15 protein-coding genes are annotated in these 17,379 nt (G+C 46.7%); 12 read left to right on the forward strand and 3 right to left on the reverse strand.

What is annotated here, in order from left to right:
• Positions 1 to 1,527: a bifunctional ADP-dependent NAD(P)H-hydrate dehydratase/NAD(P)H-hydrate epimerase gene (locus LFX17_RS06235; protein WP_238729478.1), complete on the reverse strand. Its 1,527-nt coding sequence runs from the start codon at positions 1,525 to 1,527 to the stop codon at positions 1 to 3.
• Positions 1,518 to 2,684 (reverse strand): LIC_12708 family protein, encoded by a 1,167-nt coding sequence (locus LFX17_RS06240; protein ID WP_238731524.1) that lies wholly within the window; start codon positions 2,682 to 2,684, stop codon positions 1,518 to 1,520. Before LFX17_RS06240 ends, LFX17_RS06235 begins: the two co-directional genes overlap by 10 nt.
• A gap of 196 nt (positions 2,685 to 2,880) precedes the next feature.
• Here LFX17_RS06240 and rimP point away from each other — a divergent pair, with 196 nt between their 5' ends.
• From rimP to LFX17_RS06280, 8 genes are all read left to right on the forward strand, one after another.
• Positions 2,881 to 3,369: a ribosome maturation factor RimP gene (gene rimP, locus LFX17_RS06245; protein WP_255717762.1), complete on the forward strand. Its 489-nt coding sequence runs from the start codon at positions 2,881 to 2,883 to the stop codon at positions 3,367 to 3,369.
• 1 nt (position 3,370) lies between these two features.
• A complete protein-coding gene (gene nusA / locus LFX17_RS06250) occupies positions 3,371 to 4,765 on the forward strand; it encodes a transcription termination factor NusA (RefSeq protein WP_238729479.1) in 1,395 nt (464 codons plus the stop codon).
• 64 nt (positions 4,766 to 4,829) lie between these two features.
• A complete protein-coding gene (gene infB / locus LFX17_RS06255) occupies positions 4,830 to 7,550 on the forward strand; it encodes a translation initiation factor IF-2 (RefSeq protein WP_238729480.1) in 2,721 nt (906 codons plus the stop codon).
• Between the two features lie 12 nt (positions 7,551 to 7,562).
• A complete protein-coding gene (rbfA, locus tag LFX17_RS06260; protein ID WP_118955265.1) occupies positions 7,563 to 7,916 on the forward strand; it encodes a 30S ribosome-binding factor RbfA in 354 nt (117 codons plus the stop codon).
• Between the two features lie 34 nt (positions 7,917 to 7,950).
• A complete protein-coding gene (locus tag LFX17_RS06265) occupies positions 7,951 to 8,802 on the forward strand; it encodes a tRNA pseudouridine(55) synthase (RefSeq protein ID WP_238747696.1) in 852 nt (283 codons plus the stop codon).
• Between the two features lie 52 nt (positions 8,803 to 8,854).
• Positions 8,855 to 9,121 carry a 30S ribosomal protein S15 gene (rpsO, locus tag LFX17_RS06270; RefSeq protein WP_010575366.1) on the forward strand — a complete coding sequence of 89 codons (267 nt, stop codon included), beginning with the start codon at positions 8,855 to 8,857 and terminating at the stop codon, positions 9,119 to 9,121.
• 11 nt (positions 9,122 to 9,132) lie between these two features.
• The gene (pnp, locus tag LFX17_RS06275; protein WP_238745679.1) at positions 9,133 to 11,232 is read left to right on the forward strand and encodes a polyribonucleotide nucleotidyltransferase; all 2,100 of its coding nucleotides are present in this window, start codon (positions 9,133 to 9,135) and stop codon (positions 11,230 to 11,232) included.
• Between the two features lie 21 nt (positions 11,233 to 11,253).
• Positions 11,254 to 12,537, forward strand: a complete 1,284-nt coding sequence (locus LFX17_RS06280) for a M16 family metallopeptidase (RefSeq protein WP_238729482.1) — start codon at positions 11,254 to 11,256, stop codon at positions 12,535 to 12,537.
• Positions 12,538 to 12,922: 385 nt separating this feature from the next.
• On the opposite strand, the gene LFX17_RS06285 is transcribed toward LFX17_RS06280, so the two are convergent.
• Positions 12,923 to 13,300, reverse strand: coding sequence for a VOC family protein (locus LFX17_RS06285; protein WP_238729483.1), 378 nt, complete (start codon positions 13,298 to 13,300; stop codon positions 12,923 to 12,925).
• 700 nt (positions 13,301 to 14,000) lie between these two features.
• Between LFX17_RS06285 and LFX17_RS06290 the strand changes: the two genes are divergently transcribed.
• The 4 genes from LFX17_RS06290 to LFX17_RS06305 all read left to right on the forward strand — a co-directional run bounded on the left by LFX17_RS06290 (position 14,001) and on the right by LFX17_RS06305 (position 17,376).
• On the forward strand, positions 14,001 to 14,702 hold the full coding sequence (locus LFX17_RS06290) for a hypothetical protein (protein ID WP_238745681.1): 702 nt from the start codon (positions 14,001 to 14,003) through the stop codon (positions 14,700 to 14,702).
• A gap of 232 nt (positions 14,703 to 14,934) precedes the next feature.
• Positions 14,935 to 15,372, forward strand: coding sequence for a dUTP diphosphatase (gene dut, locus LFX17_RS06295; RefSeq protein ID WP_238729485.1), 438 nt, complete (start codon positions 14,935 to 14,937; stop codon positions 15,370 to 15,372).
• Positions 15,373 to 15,494: 122 nt separating this feature from the next.
• The gene (locus tag LFX17_RS06300) at positions 15,495 to 16,214 is read left to right on the forward strand and encodes a hypothetical protein (RefSeq protein ID WP_238745683.1); all 720 of its coding nucleotides are present in this window, start codon (positions 15,495 to 15,497) and stop codon (positions 16,212 to 16,214) included.
• Positions 16,215 to 16,359: 145 nt separating this feature from the next.
• Entirely contained in the window at positions 16,360 to 17,376 is a 1,017-nt protein-coding gene (locus LFX17_RS06305; protein WP_238745685.1) for an LLM class flavin-dependent oxidoreductase, read from the forward strand.
• Positions 17,377 to 17,379: the final 3 nt, after the last annotated feature.

The following is a 17,379-nucleotide window of genomic DNA, read 5'->3' on the forward strand; positions in this document are numbered from 1 at the left end:
TCAGATTCCTCCCTTGAGTAGTTTACGGATTCCGGACGCGGTTGGAAAGCCTTTTGATTTCTTAGCGGCCTTTGTCAGCAAAGAAAACGAAAGTTGAACCGCTTCGGAAATGGAAAACCCCCTGGAACCGTAAAACGCAAGAATTCCCGCAAGAAGATCGCCCGTTCCCATCACGGCGAGTTTCGGCTCGGGTTTTTCCCAAAGCCAAACCGTCCCGTTCGATTCGATCAAAAAGGAAGAATGCCGTTTCCACAAAAGATTCACGTCGTAGTTCCGCGCATATTCTTTTGCAAGGGAAAGTCCGTGCGAAATCGATTCTATCTTGGCTCCTAAGAGTTGTTCCAACTCTCCCGTATGCGGGGTTATTAAAACGTTTTCGTGTATTCGAATATTCTTATATGCTAAAATCGCTCCCGCATCCAATACGCAGAATTTTTCCTCGGGCAATAAAAGCTTGGGACATTCTTCCGTTTTTAAGCCAGGTCCCAAAAGTAAAACCGAGGCTTTTTTTACAAAAGAATGAGAAAGAATTTCGGAAGTTTCGGGGATCGTATTCACCATCAGGGAAGGATCTTTTTTTAAAACGGCTCGCACCGTTTTTTCGGAAGGCGTCAGCAAAAGGGAGATCCCTCCGCCTAACTCGTGAAAGGCGAGCAAGGAAGAAAGCGCCGCTCCCGCCATTCCCTGCGAGCCTCCCACGATCACGGCTGATCCGTTTTTGTATTTGTGGGAATCTTCGGTTCTTTCTAAGGTTTTTTTCAGAATGGATTTCGGGATTTTTTTCCAGAGAATTTTTCCCGTGAAAGATGAATTCGTATTTGTCGCGGATTCGGAATGAGCGGGGATTGACGAATCTTTTCGCAGGTTTTGATTCGGGAAACCGATCCGATGAAACGTTCTTTTTATTCTGCTCGGCAAAAAACGGTTTCTCCATTTTTTCATTCCGATTTCGGCTAACGCGTCCGCTTCGAACGGAAGGCTTCCGTCCTCCGTAAAACCCGATACGGCGTCGACGCTTAGAACAAAAATCCGCTTTTGGCCGGAGCGTTTTACTCTTTCGATCCGGGCGACGACCTCGTCCAAAGGATGTTTTAAAGGAGAGCGGAAACCGGTCCCGAGAAGCGCGTCGATCAAAAAGATTCTTTCGTTTCCAAAGCGCGATTCCTCGGTCAAAAAATTCTCCAGAGGAAAAATTTGTCCGCCCTCGTTTAAGAATGCGTTTTTGTAGGTCGCGGATTCTTCCGACAAGTCTCCTTCTTTGAGATAAACCGCGGGAAAGATTCCTTCTTGGATCAAAAAGAAGGCAACGCCAAGTCCGTCCCCTCCGTTGTTTCCGTTTCCGCAGAGGATCAAAACGCGGTCGTGTTCGAGTATTTTCTTTCTGTATTTTTGGTATATGGAAAGGGCTGCAAAGCCCATGAAGTGAGAGCCGGAAATTCCGGACTGGAGAATCGTTTTTCGATCCAGATCTCCGCTTTCCCGATCGTCAAACAGAGATTCTGAATATTCGAAAAACTTTATTTCCATTTATGGATTTCCAGATAACCGGATTTGATCCTGGCGGAATAGATTTCGTCGTTTAGATCCATCCAGGTTTCTCTCCAGAGTCCTCTCGGCGGAAGATAGTTCAGGCGGATGTTGTTGACGTGGTTTCCTTCGTCGTCGTGAACCTGAAGGCGGATCGAACTTTCCTCTTCGGTTTCCGTTTCCCATATAAAGAAATTATTATCTTTTAATATCCAATACAGGGACTCGGAAGGATCTTGGATTTCCTTCAGAGGAGTCGCGGTTTTGGTTTCGAAGTCGTATTTGAAAATTTTGCGGGATTTGAATCTGGAATTCTTTTTATCGAACACGCTGAACGATGCGACGGCGTATTTTCCTTCCGGATGAGGGAGAATGGTTTCCAGTCTCGCTTGCGCCGTTTCCGTATCGGAAATCACTTCCGAAAAATTGGAAGCTCCGATCGATCGAAGAAGGGTTCCGTTGTCATACACGGATAGTTTCATTTCTCCTCCGGATCTGTGAAAGACGAAAAGGAGGTCGTCTTCTCCGGTTTCCATCCGTTCGATATATCCGAACGGAGTGGTTCCCGAAATTCCTTCCACGTAGATCGTGTTCAAAAGTTTTCCAGCATCCGAAAAATGTAATATTGCGGAAGGAATCGCTTCTCTGTATTCCGTGTCGAACGATCCGCTCTTTTTTAGGAAGATATCTTCGTTGGCGGGATCCACTTTGGGTTGTTCTTCCTTTCCCGTTCTGGATTGAAGATAAATCTCTTCGTCGCCGTTCACCGCGACGAGTCCGATCTTTCCGATTTTTGCGGGAATCAGTTTGTATTTGTCTCCGACTTTTTCCTTTGTCGTTCCCAAGATGAATTTGAGTTCTCCATCGGTGGAGAATACTTTCAATAAGGATTGTTCGAAGTCGGGAACATAGATCTTGCTCGAAACTACGGGCAGGGTTTGGGGGAGGTTGGTGGGAACGCCGTTCAAAACTTTGGCCTGAATGTCCGCGAGCGTGCTGCCTAACTTGATTCTTCCGTAAAGATAAGAGTTGTAATTGTCCACTTTGAAACGTGTACAACTTAGAATTGCCGCGCCTAAAAAAACGATTCCAAAGAATAGAATCGACGTCCCGCGTTTTGCGGTGTGATTTTTGGAAATTGATTTGAGATTTCTCATGAAAGCCTGATGGATCTTGGAATGTAACGATACCATTCCAACACATTGATTGGAAAACAAGCAATAATCCTTGGAATTCCCTCCGCTTGGGAATCCCCGGGTTTTTTTACTTTACACTGTAGCCAAATTTGAATAGTTTGATTAGGATATCAGGAAAAATTCATTCATTTTTGAGTTTTCTCTCTAAGGCCGGGGTTTGACAGTAAGCAGGGAAGAAATCAGCAGTATTCTGGATGGCGTCCTGCATTTGCCTGTCAAGCTGTACTCATTAAAGGTCAACCAAAGGCCTAACCACTCGTTGATCGAGATCGTCTTGGACAATCTTGAACATCCGTATGGTTCAGTCAGCCTTCTGGAATGTGAGCATGTTTCCAGAAAACTGAAAGAAGAGTTAGAACGGATCTCACCGGATCTGGATTACACTCTTAAAGTTTCCTCCGCAGGGGCGGAACGGAAACTCGACCTTCCGGGAGACCTGGATCGTTTCCGGGGAATACCGGTTCGTCTGATTTTTCTATCCGAACAATCAGAGAATCCCCAGGAAGGAATTTTTCGGATAGTGGGACGCGAAGGGGATCAGGTGATTCTGGAAAAATTCCAGAAGGGTAAAAAATCTGCGGGAAAAAAGCAGACGACCCTGAACCTCAAGGATATACTGAAAGGGAATCTCTACGTAAGTATTTGATATGGCAGTTAAGAAGACACAATCGGAAGGAAATCTGTTGGAGGCGATCCAACAATTTTGTGCGGACAAGTCCCTCGATCGGGAAGCCGTTATGGGAGTCATTCGTGATTCTCTCATAACCGCATATAAGAAAAAGTCCGGCCTCGAAGGTCTGGAAGAGTCCGAAGATTCGGAAACACCTTCGCCCGTTACCGTAGAGTTTGCGTCCGGTAAAGACAGCGTAGTCATCGCAATCGCAAAAAAAGTAGTGGAGGGCGCGGCTTCCTCCGCTCTCGAAATCAGTTTAGAAGATGCTAAAGCGATCGACGCTTCTGCGGAAGTCGGTTCGGTCGTTTCGTTCCGCGAAAAACCCGTGGAACTCTCGCGGATTATCTCCAGCCAAGCGAAGCAGATGGTTTTTCAAAGACTGAAAGACATGGAGAAGGAACTTCTCTATAACGAGTATAAGGCGAAAGAAGGCGAACTCACTCACGGTTATTTCCAGAGGTGGAAAAAAGACGCGATGAGCATCGACCTCGGTAAAGTAGAAGGAATCATGCCTCGCCGTGAACAGAATCCGGGTGAAAAGTATCACAGCGGAGACAGACTCAAAGCAATCATTCAAAGAGTGGAACTTCGTCCGAGAGAACCGATCCCAGTGATTACTCTCTCCAGAGCTTCCGCGGATTTCGTTCGTAAATTGTTCGAAATGGAAATTCCGGAAATCTACGACGGACTCGTGGAAATCGTAAACGTAGCCAGACAACCTTCCATCAGAACGAAGGTTGTAGTTCGTGCGACCCGAGGCGACATCGATCCGGTCGGCGCTTGCGTCGGTATGAAAGGGGTTCGGATCCAATCCATCGTACGGGAGCTCGGTAACGAAAGAATCGATATCGTAGAATCTTCCGACGACGCTGCAGAATTTATCGCGAACGCGATTTCTCCCGCGAAACCGGTAGAAGTGAAGGTGGACGGTTCCGGAAGAGAAGCGATGGTAGTCGTGCCCGACGATCAACTTTCTTTGGCGATCGGAATCAACGGTTCCAACGTAAAACTTGCGTCTCAGTTGGCGGGTTACAAAATCGATATTAAAACCGTGGCTCAATACAACGCGGAACTTGCTTCTCCGGAGGCGAGAGAAAGACTGGAAAGGCTTTTTTATACTCCTGCGGAAGAAGCAAAAGTTCAACCGGAACAAGAAGAAGAGGAAGAAGGATTGACTCCTCTGGAAGATCTACCCGGACTCTCGGCCCGTATTGTCGGGATCTTGAAGAGCGAAGGCATCAAGGATCTGGAAACCCTGATCGAATACAGCCAAGACGATCTGGCAAAACTGCAAGGAATCGGACATACGACCGCCGGACAGATTCTCAAGTTACTCCGAGAATCCGTGGAATGGGTGGAGGATAACTGAGAGAACCCGAACGGGTTTTTTCAGAGCCGGAGCTTCAGTGACTTCGGAAAGCCAGGGTATCATTATGGAAGACAAAAATAAGACGATCAAGGAAACGCTCCAGGGCGCAGCGGACGCGGGAAAACGCAAGAAGCTGATCATTAAAAAGAAAGGCGACGAAACTCCGTCTCCTTCCCCCTCTGCATCTCCTAAGAAAGAAGCGGCCGCCGATTCTGCTCCTGCAAAACCGGTTACCCCGCTGCCTCCAAGAGGCGATTCCGGTCAATCACCGATCGTCCGTCCCGCTCCTTCCTCTCAGAGAGACGTTAAAAGCGAAGAATCTCCGAAAAAGCCGGACCCAGGACAAGGCGGTGCCCGTCCTCCAAGAGACAGGGATCCACAAGGACAAAGTGGAGATTCTTCCTATCCGACTTCCCGTTCTCCTTTTCAAAAAGAAGATTCTAATATCATCGTATCCAGACCGACGCAAGGCGGCGGTTATCAAGGGCGTAGCGGCTCCGGTCAAGGCGGCGGTTATCAAGGAAATCGCGGTCCAGGACAAGGCGGCGGCTACCAAGGAAATCGCGGCCCGGGACAAGGCGGCGGTTACCAAGGAAATCGCGGCCCGGGTCAAGGCGGCGGTTACCAAGGAAATCGTGGTCCGGGTCAAGGCGGCGGTTACCAAGGAAATCGCGGCCCGGGTCAAGGCGGCGGTTACCAAGGAAATCGTGGTCCAGGACAAGGCGGCGGTTACCAAGGAAATCGCGGCCCGGGACAAGGCGGACCCGGAGGTGGAAATCGTTTCGGCGGCGGTCCAGGTGGCCGTACTGGTGGAGGCCCAGGTGGCCGTCCTATGCCGATTACTTCCGCGGAAGTGGAACTTTCTCAAGCACGAGGCGCGGCCGGTGCGAACAAAAAGAAAGACCACGGAAAGGAAAAAACTTCCACCGATAAGAGGGATTTTTCCGGCGCGGAAAACACGAAATTCTTTAAACAAAGATTCAAAAAGACGAAGGTCGCGGGTGTTTCCGGGATTTCCGTACCGAAAGAAATTACAGTATTAGAAAATGTGCAAGTAGGCGAACTCGCTAAGAAGATGAACCTCAAACCGGGGGACGTCATCGGAAAACTCATGAAAATGGGTATGATGGTGACGATCAACAACATCATCGACGCGGAAACGGCTGCGCTTCTCGCGGATGAATACGGCTGTAAGGTGAAAGTCGTTTCTCTTTACGAAGAGACCATCATCGAAGAAGAAAAAGACAACGAAGAAGATTATATCAATCGTCCTCCGGTCGTTACGATCATGGGACACGTCGACCACGGTAAGACGAAATTGCTCGATACGATTCGCAGAAGTTCCGTGATCGATACCGAATCCGGCGGAATCACGCAGCATATCGGTGCGTATCAGGTAAGAACCGCTCGCGGTCTCATTACCTTCTTGGATACCCCGGGTCACGAAGCGTTTACTTCGATGAGAGCGCGCGGTGCGAAAGTAACCGACATCGTGATTCTCGTAGTCGCCGCGGACGACGGAGTAATGCCTCAAACCCTGGAGGCGATCAGTCACGCGAAAGCGGCGGAAGTTCCGATCATCGTTGCCATCAACAAGATCGATCTTCCGACTGCAAATCCCGACAAGATCATGCAGGAACTTGCCAACCACGGTCTTCAATCCGAAGAGTGGGGCGGGCAGACGATGTATGCGAAGATTTCCGCTCGTGAAAACATCGGAATCGATAAACTTTTGGAAATGATTCTTCTCCAAGCGGAAGTGATGGATCTCAAATCCAATCCGAAACGGAGAGCGAAAGGAACCATCATCGAAGCGAAACTCGATCCGGGTCGCGGTTCGGTTGCAACCGTTCTGATCCAAAACGGAACGCTCCGTGTGGGAGATCCGTTCGTCGCGGGAGTATTCTCCGGTCGCGTAAGGGCGATGTACAACGACCTCGGTCAATTGATCGAAGAAGCGGGACCAGCGTTCCCGGCTCAGGTTACCGGGATCGACGGCGTTCCCGATGCGGGCGCACCGTTCGACGCGATGGCGGATGAAAAAGAAGCCAGAAATATTTCTCAACACAGAATCGAGTTCGAAAGAATCGGAAACGCGGGAGCCGCTGCCGGAACTTCTTCCAAAGTAACCCTTGAGAACATGAACGAGTTCATCAAACAAGGCGCTCTGAAAGAACTCAAGGTCATCATCAAGGCGGACGTTCGCGGTTCTGCGGAAGCGATCAAGGAATCCTTGGAAAAACTTTCCACACCGGAAGTGAAGCTGAACGTAATCCAATCCGGCGCAGGCGCCATCGTGGATATGGACGTGATGCTCGCTTCCGCTTCGAACGCGCTTATCATCGGGTTTCACGTTCGTGCGAATCCGAAGACGATCGCTTTGGCGGAAAAAGAACAGGTTCAGATCAAGTATTACAATATCATCTATCAAGTCGTGGACGAGATCAAACTCGCGATGGAAGGACTTCTCGAACCGGAAAAGATCGAAGAAGTTATCGGAGCCGCGGAGATCCGGGAAATCTTCAAGGTTTCCAAGGTCGGAAACATCGCCGGTTGTATGGTTACTTCGGGAAGAATCCAGAAGTCCGCGAATGTGCGCGTAATCAGCGACGGAGTTACGAAGTTCGACGGGAAACTGAAATCCCTCAAACGGGTCAAAGACGATGTGAACGACGTCGTATCCGGTTTCGAGTGCGGTATCCAAGTGGACGGATTCAACGACTTTAAAGTCGGAGATATCATCGAAGCTTACAACGTTACCGTGATAAAACGGAAACTTGAATAGGAAACCCGGACCGTGAATCCGATCCGAAGAAGAAAAATCGAAGCGGAAGCAGTTCGAACCGTTGCGATGATGATCCTATCGGGAAAGGTAAAAGATCCGAGAGTTCATATGGTTTCCGTTCACCGCGCGGAGATTTCCGACGACGGAAAGAACATGCGCGTTTATGTGACCGCGATCTGCACGGATAAAAAGAAATTAAAAGTGTTGTCCGGACTGAACAGCGCAGCCGGTCTGTTTCAGACGACGCTGTCCGGAAAGTTAGGACTTAGAATCACACCAAGAATGCAATTCCTCTGGGATGAGGAATATATTCAGAGTTTGGATGAATCACTCAGACTTACCAGAAAACCCACAAATCCGGACTGAATCCGGATTTTTACTGATCCACAAACCGGAAGGAATGACCTCTTCGGATCTTGTGGTCACCGCCCGTAAAAAACTCAGATTCAAAAAGATCGGTCATACCGGAACCTTGGATCGGGCCGCGAGCGGACTTATGATTCTCCCCGTCGGAAGCTGCACGAGTTTTTCCAGCGTATTCTTGGAAAAAGAAAAATCCTACGAGGCTTGGGTCAGACCGGGAGAATCCACCGACTCGGGCGACAAAGAAGGAGAAATCTTGGAATCCCTTCCGAGGGAACAAACGGAAACTTGGTTTCACGAACACCAGGATAAACTCAAACAATTATTTCTCGAAGTTCCGACCTGGGAAAGTCAGGAAGCGCCCGATGTTTCCGCGCTCAAGGTCAACGGGAGAAGAAGATCGGATCTGTTTCGCGAAGGAGTCGCGCTTGTTCCTGCGGTTCGAAAAATCAAGATCTATCAATACGAACTCGGGACATTCTCCCCTGAATCGATCGTTTTTAAGATCCGGGTTTCGGCCGGAACCTATATCCGCAAGATCGTAATGGATATTTCCGAACGTGCGGGGTTTCCGATGCGGCTCGAACGATTGGTCCGTACGAGCATCGGCAAATTAAACCTGAGCCAAGCGGATTCGTATGAGAATCTGCTGGAAGGGAAGGTCAAGATTCATCCGCCGGAATCGATCTTAGAATTCCCGACCGTCGAAATCCCCGGCACGGAAGTCCGCGGCGTTTTGAACGGACGAAAGACCAAACTCGAATGGATTCCCGGAACGGAATTTCTTCTCGTTTCACCGGAAGGAGAAATTCTCGCTTGGTGCAAAAAAGAAGAGCATGGAATTCATGAGTTAGATTATAAATATTTAAGAGTCTTTCCTAAAAATTAGCTTTAAAGCGGTGTATATCACCTGAAAAATGGTAAAAAGGTATATTCACGATATGATAGCTACTGAACAGAAAAAACAAATTATCAGTAATTTTGCCCGCAAAGCGGGAGACACCGGTTCAACCGAAGTGCAAGTCGCTCTGATTGATGCGAGAATCAAAGAACTCAACGAACATTTCAAGTCACACAAAAAGGATTTTCATTCTAAAACCGGTCTTTTAAGACTCGTAAGCAAAAGAAAGAAACTTCTGGATTATCTCAAAAGAACCGAATTAGACCGTTACAAAAAACTGATCGAAACTCTCGGACTCCGTAAGTAAGCGAGTCAAACATGGCACATACAATCTCCGGCCAATACGGCCGCGATACTATCGTTTTAGAAACAGGGAACTGGGCAAAACAGGCTCATGGAGCCGTAGTCTATCGTTCCGGGAATCTGGTTTTACTTGCTACCGTTTGCGCCGCCGACGAAGCAAAAGAGGGACAGGACTTCTTTCCTCTTACTTGCGAATATACCGAGAAACTCTATTCCGTCGGCCGCTTTCCGGGCGGTTACTTCAAAAGAGAAGCGAAACCCCCCGAGCATGAAATTCTAATTTCCAGAATCATAGACAGACCGATTCGTCCTTTGTTTCCGGAAGGATATTTTTGCGAAGTTCAGTTGCAAGTGCAGGTTCTTTCCGCGGACGGAGACGTTTCCGTTGCGGGACACGCATTGAATGCGGCGAGTGCAGCATTAGCGGTTTCTGATATTCCATTCAACGGTCCGATCGCGGGCGCAAGAATCGGAAGAATCAACGGAGAATTGATCCTCAATCCGACTACGAAAGAACTCGTAAATTCCGATTTGGATCTCGTCGTTGCCGGAACTAAAACTCACATCGTAATGATCGAGGGAGAAGCGAAGGAGCTTTCCAACGAGGAAATGCTCGCGGCGCTTCGTTTCGCACAGAAACACATCGCGGAATTCGTAGCTCTTCAGGAAGAATTCGCGAAAAAAATCGGTGTCGTTAAAAGAGAAGTCAAACTCAAAGTGCGCGACGCGGAACTTCTTGCGAAGGTGAAGGAATACGCGTTTGATAAGCTGACCGCAGCCAATCAAACTCCGGACAAAACCGCGAGAAATAAAGAAATTTCTAATGTAAATAAGGAAGTCGTAGACTTCTTCAAACAAACCGTGGAAGAGTCCGACAAGATCAAGGACATCAAAGCTTACCTTCACGAATTGGAATATGAAATCGTTCGCGAACAGGTTTTGTCGAAAGGAACTCGTTTCGACGGAAGAAAGTTGGACGAAATTCGTCAGATTTCCGTAGAAGTAAATCCTCTTCCCGGCCCTCACGGTTCTTCCGTTTTTACCAGAGGTCAAACCCAGTCTTTGGGAGTGGTCACTCTCGGAACGGGCGCCGACAACCAAAGATACGAAACACTCGAAGGACAAAAAGAAAAGTCCTTTATGCTTCACTATAACTTCCCCGCGTTTTCCGTGGGTGAGGTTCGCAGATCTTCCGGTCCGGGAAGAAGAGAAATCGGACACGGAAATCTCGCAGAACGCGCGTTAAAGCTTGTTCTTCCGAAGCCGGACGAATTTCCGTATGTGATTCGCGTCGTATCCGAAATCTTAGAATCCAACGGTTCCAGTTCGATGGCCTCCGTTTGTTCCGGTTCTCTTGCGCTGATGGCTGCGGGCGTTCCGATCAAAGGAAGCGTTTCCGGAATCGCGATGGGACTTTTCTCCGATTCTTCCGGTAAGTATGCGGTTCTTTCCGATATCGCCGGTTTGGAAGATCATTTCGGAGACATGGACTGCAAAATCGCGGGAACCAGAAAAGGAATCACAGCGTTCCAAATGGATTTGAAGGTGACAGGCGTCAGCTTCGACGTTTTGGAAAGCGTATTCGCTCAGGCGCAAAAAGGAAGATTCCATATTCTTGATATTATGGAGAAACATATCTCCACCGCATCGCCTACGTTAGCCGGAACCGCTCCTAGAATCATCGTTCGAAACATTCCTAAGGATAGAATCGGCGAATTGATCGGACCGGGCGGTAAAAACGTCCGCGGTATCAGCGAATTGACCGGAGCTGAACTTTACATCGAGGACGACGGGCGCGTAACCATTTCCGGTTCGAACCAAGAGTCCGCGGAAAAAGCCGCGAAGATGGTCGACGGATTTTTTACCGAAGTGGAAGTAGGGAAGATCTACGAAGGAAAAGTGAAACGAATCGCCGACTTCGGCGCGTTCGTCGAAATTCTTCCCGGAAAAGAAGGTCTTTGCCATATCTCCAAGATCGATTTCAAACGAGTGAATTCGGTAAAAGACATCGTCAAAGAGGGCGATATTATTCGAGTGAAGGTTCTGAACGTCGATAAGACCGGAAAGATCGATCTCTCCAGAAAAGACGCTCTCGAAGAAGAACAAGAAGCATAAGATTCTTCTAATATTCCCTTGGTGCAAGAACCTTCACAGTTAGTTCATAGAAAAGTTCTGCCCGGGGGAATCACCGTCCTCTTTCAACAAGCCCCTCACACAGTCAGCGTTTCCGCGGGCGTTTTTGTCCGGGTCGGTTCCAGACACGAATCCGCGAAGAATGCGGGTTATTGCCATTTCTTGGAGCATATGCTCTTCAAGGACACGGAAAAGAGGACCGCGAAACAGCAAGCCGAGGACATCGAAAGGGTTGGCGGTTTTACGAACGCGGCTACTTCCCGGGAATACACGTATTTTCATGTAACGGTTGCCGGTAAACATATCGGCATCGGCTTAGAACTGTTAGCCGAGATGATCTACGAACCTCTCCTCAAACAATCCGACATCGAAAACGAAGCGGGTGTCATTCTGGAAGAATTGCAGGGTTATGAGGATTCTCCCGAAGATTATATTCACGATTTTTATTATCAGAATTTTTTTCCGAAGAACTCACTCGGTCGCGACATCATCGGAACAAGAGAATCCGTAGGCGGAGTCAATCATAAGAAACTATTAGATTTTTATGATACGTATTATCATACGGAAAACATGTTTCTTTCGATTTCGGGAAATTTCGAGCCGGACGAGATCTTTTCGATCGTAGCAAAATATTTTAACAGACCCAGAAAGAAAAAGAAGGAAGGGAATTCGCTCTCTCTTCCAAAAAAACAATGGGGCTATTTTCCGAAAAAGAAAAAGCTCGAACAGGTTTATTTTATTCTCGGCGGGGATGGGTTCGCGCGGGAATTTCACAACGCTTCCAAAGCGAGCCTGTTCACTCATATCTTGGGCGGTGGGACGTCTTCCCGCTTGTTTCAAAAAGTGCGGGAAGAAAAAGGTCTTTGTTACCAGATTACCGCCTATCCTTCCTCTTACGCCGATATCGGAATCAACAGCATCGTTTGTTCCACTTCAAAGGATAAATTCATCACTTGTATGGAAACGATTTCCGACGAAATTAAGTCCATCCTGGATCGCGGAATTACGGAACAGGAGCTACGGGATGCACAGTCCAATCACGAAGGAACCCTTTCCATTAGTTACGAACAAACCGAATCTAGAATGAACACGATCGCTCTGATGGAGCTTTATTACGGTAGAAATTATTCGTATGAGGAACGGGTAAAGGAAATTTATTCGATCACCCTGGAAGATCTCAATTCGTTCGCGAAGTCCGTCTTCGGGATTCCAAAGTTGCATCTTTCTGCGTTAGGCAATCTCGGATCTAAGGAAGAAAAGGCCGTTCAACGTTTGTTTTCATTTTAACTTTTAACGACGATATTCAGATGTAAGCGCGGGGGTTTCTACGACATTCGTAGATTACGGTTCTTGGACATTTATGCGACGTTCGTAGATTTGCGCGAGATGGCTTTGGTTATTACGATGTTTCCGCGGATATTTATACGAAATTTGCAGAAATCGGATTGGATCGACGAAAAGTGCTCTGGCGAATCGATACAACATTCAAAATATGCAACGTGTTAACAAGGAATACAAAGTTCCTCATATCGATCGAATCGTAATACAGAACTCCATATTTTTCCGTTTTGCGGTAATGTATTACGATTTTATGATGTGTTGCGGAAATTAAATCGATAAAATTTCCATTCGTTGTAAAGGATTGGAAGGATGTTTCCGCTTTGTTGCTCGTTTATTCTTCGATGATCGCGAAGTAGTTTCCTTCGAAATCGGAAAAGTTGAATACTTTTTTTCCGTTTGGAAAATTCACCATTTCACCGACGTTCACTTTTTTGTCTTTTAGTCTTTGATACAGTGCATCTATTTCGTCGTCGGTCGACATGAGTATGGACGGCGTTCCGACATTCATATCCGGGTTCGCCGCCGCAACGGCTTTTTTGTTTTGAAGAACAAGTTTGGTGGAATTGGGTCTTCCGTCGGAAAGAATGATGGCGAAGGTTTCTCCGTATTCCTCTTTTCCTTCCACCCGAAAGCCTAAGTTGTTCACCCAGAAATCGGCGATTCCTTTTTGATCGTTTACGTAAAGCATGACTTGGTTGAATTTAATCATAGTAGTTTGTCTTTGTAATCGTTCCGATTCTGCTTCGCAACGAAAAAACTCGTTTTAAATTTCGGCTTTGAATCGAAAGTTTTCGCGGAATTTATGCGACCTACGCATAAATCAACTAAATTTATACGACATTCGAATAAGAACCTGTTCAAAGAAAACTCAGCGCCACTGCTCTCGATGGATCGCAGCGAGAAACTCAATGACACTGCTCTCTATGGATCGCAGCGAGAAACTCAATGACACTGCTCTCTATGGATCGCAGCGAGAAACTCAATGACACTGCTCTCTATGGATCGCAGCGAGAAACTCAATGACACTGCTCTCTATGGATCGCAGCGAGAAACTCAATGACACTGCTCTCTATGGATCGCAGCGAGAAACTCAATGACACTGCTCTCTATGGATCGCAGCGTCAGGGACAAGAACCTACCAACTTGTATTTCTATCCAAGTAGAAATAAGTTTTGGGACAAGCTGTAAATTGATTTCTGAGTGAGCGAGAGGAATGACGGGGAAACTTCCGGAGATTCGATTTTACCAAAAATCAAGAATATTCGATTTGTCATAAGTGACTTTGTTGGTGTTTGCCTCCGCGAAGCAGAAAAAAACGCGGGAATTTTGCGGATTGCAGATTTTATCCGAAATTTTATCGATATTCGGTTGTATCTTTAGAAACGAATCCTTAACGGAACGGTTGTCCAGTGACTTTGTTGCGAAAGAAAAATATTTATAGACTCGCGATTTTTTTCTCTCTGATCCCGATCGTTTCTCTTGCCGCCGACAATATTATAAAAGTAAGAATCTTATCCGCAGAGAAGGCATCCTTTTTAAAGGAGCCGGATTCCTATTCGTATACGAGAAGAGCGGTTTCAAAAGACGACATGGACGGCAATGCTCATGTGCCTTATTCGGGGGTTTTCGTTTATTTCCGTTTATTCAATCCTTTAAATTGGCGGGATCGAGCCGTCACGATCGATTCGTATGATGTCTTATTGGAAAATGTTCGACTTACCGACGCGAAGGATAGAGTCCGAACTATAGAATCTTTGCTGATTAGACACATTACGCATCGTTTCCCAAGTTGGGAAAATCAAGGAGCGTATGACGGCTACCCGAACATCAAAAAATATTCGGTGGATGTACCGGATCTAGATCGCGATCATACAAAGGTCGTTCTATGGTATTCGGATGAACCCGTTCTTTTGGCCGATTTTACAAACCGTAAACAAGATCGTTCCAGATACGTTTTGTTAGGTCATATTCATCTATATCGATTGTCCGATCATCTGGCACAAAGAATTTGGATCGATTACGGTAGATTCGGAATCTTGTTCGGTGAGAATTTTAAGAAAAAAAAACCGATTTATGAAACGAATCTTTGTCCGAGCGAAGACCATCGATGAAGATTTATAATAAATCTGTCTTTGACTTTCACAGTAAATTATACGGCGTGTGTATAAATTTATAACACATTCGGACAATAGGGCTATTTCACCGAAATCTTTCTTGTTTGTTCGATTTACGTCTTTAAAAAGATTGTGATCGAACTTCGACCTCAAATTATGGAATTCTCCCTCGCCGGGAAATTAAAACCTCGATTCAAATTCGGATCTTTCAAAAGGAAATCTTTATCGTATGAAAATCTCGGTTAAAAAGCTTAAACCAAACGCGGAACTTCCCGTTTTACAAACGAAATACGCAGCCGGATACGACGTCCATGCTTGTCTGGATGTGAATCTTGTTTTGGAACCCGGTAAGGTTTTTCTTGTGCCAACCGGTCTTTCGTTTGCAATTCCGGAGGAATATCATTTCGAGATCAGACCGAGATCCGGCTTTTCCACAAAAAATCGAATCTTGATTCCGAATTCTCCCGGAACGATCGACAGCGATTATCGCGGTGAACTGATGATTCCTCTTTTGAATTTGGGTGATTCTTCCTTTGTCGTCGAGCACGGAATGAGAATCGCGCAGCTTTTGATCCGCAGAACGTGGTATGCGGAATGGGAACTCGTGAACGAGTTTGCCGATCAGACCGCGCGAGGCGCGGGAGGTTTCGGTTCCACCGGACATTAGATCGGCGCTCTAAAAAGGACGGAATTTTCTCCGGATCGAGTGTTGTTTTGTTAAACGACTTCGATTCTTTTTTGCGGAGAACCGAGAGCAAAGTCGGATTTGAAGAGGGCCGGAGGACGGAGGTGGAAAAATCGGAAACATCCGAGAAAGTATTTGGAATTCACGAATGGATAAAAACGATTCAATATCTTTTGGCTTCCGGATTTTTTTCGGGGGTTACATGGACCTATCCGGATTCCGATAAACTCCTTCATCCGATTCTTTATTATGCGACATTTTTACTGCCCGGGATCGGTTTTTCTTTAGCTTTTTATTTCATTGTGAAACTGATACCGAAACGAAACTTTTCCTTTTTTCCATTTTGTATTCTTACGAATCTTTTATTCTTGCTTTTCGCCGTCTTATTTGCGCTTTCGGATCGCCTTATCGAGTATCATTTTTATGGAATGTTTGACTCGAATTTCACGGAACAAATCGTTCTATTCCTGAACTTTTTGCGATTCTTTCTGATTCTTGGAGTTTCCTCCTTTGCGGAGATGAAAGTTATTGAATATTCCACAAACATAAGATTACAATTTCGTTATGTATTTCTTGTCGCTTTGGTCTCCGGCCTTTCGGGTGTCGTCGTTTTTTTCGGAGCTGCGGATTGGATTCAAGATGCCTTTGATTTTTTTCGTTTAAAGGGGGAAACGAACCAAGAATTCCGCGATTGGAACGTAATTTCGATTCGATTTACTTGTTTCGTTTGGACCTTGATCCACGGATGTATCACGGTCATTTTTATTTGGGCCGGAGAGGATGAATTCGAGTCGGAATTTTTGCCGGCAAATTCGAATTCTTAAAACGGGATCCAGGATTCTTTTACGCAGACTTTTTAGACTTAGAGTCGGCTCTAAGTCGATAGGATCGTTCGTTTTTGATCGCAAGGTGTTGCCGTTTTAGTCTAACTTGTAAAAGACATCGGAGTCGTGAAGTAGGCATTCTAAGATGAAGTTGAAACTCAGCGTTCTCGATCAATCCCCCATCCGCAAAGGCGGAACCGCAAGACAGGCGATTCAGGAAACCGTGGGGCTTGCGCGACTTGCGGATCGTCTGGGATACACCCGTTATTGGGTATCAGAACATCATAATATTCAAGGTCTTGCAGGTTCCACTCCGGAAGTTTTGATCTCGCATCTCGCCGGCGAAACGCAGAGGATTCGTGTTGGCTCAGGAGGTGTGATGCTTCCGAATCATAGTTCTCTCAAGGTAGCGGAGAATTTTAGAATGCTCGAAACTCTTTTTCCCGGGAGAATCGATCTCGGTCTTGGTCGCGCCTCGGGCAGCGATCGTCTTACCGCTTCCATCTTGAATCCCGGCGCTCAATTCGTTCGAAACGATTTCGGACAACAGCTTTTGGATCTGCAATGTTTTCTGACCGATACGGCCGAGGCGGATTCGATTCAAACGAAGGTGAAGGCGATTCCGAAAGCGGAAACCGTTCCCGAACTTTGGGTTCTTACTTCCAGCGGAGAAAGCGGTTTGCTTGCGGCGAACTTCGGTCTTGCTCTTTCGTTCGCGCATTTTATCAATCCGTTCGGAGGACCGAATGCGGTACGAGCGTATAAGGAACGGTTTCAACCTTCGGATGCATTCGATTTTCCGCAAGCAAGTATCGGCATCTTCGTCCTCTGTGCGGAAACGGAACGCAAGGCGGAAGAATTGCAAGCCGTGATGGACAAACAACTTTTGAACATCGGCAAAGGAATCAGCGAAGGGGTCGTTTCGTACAAAGAGATTTCCGGTCATTCTTACTCTGAATTTGAAAAGGCAGTCATCGCGCAGAATCGGGGCAGAATGGTGGCCGGAACTCCGGACAAGGTCAAAGAAGAGATCTTGAATCTTACGGCGGATTACGGCGTGGATGAAGTGGTCGTAACTACGATTTGTTACGACTTTGAGGATCGCCTGCGTTCGTATCAATTGCTTGCGGATGTTTTTGATTTGGAACCGATTCGGTTTTGAATT

This window comes from Leptospira sanjuanensis (genome assembly GCF_022267375.1).
In the GTDB taxonomy this organism is placed as follows: Bacteria; Spirochaetota; Leptospiria; order Leptospirales; family Leptospiraceae; genus Leptospira; species Leptospira sanjuanensis.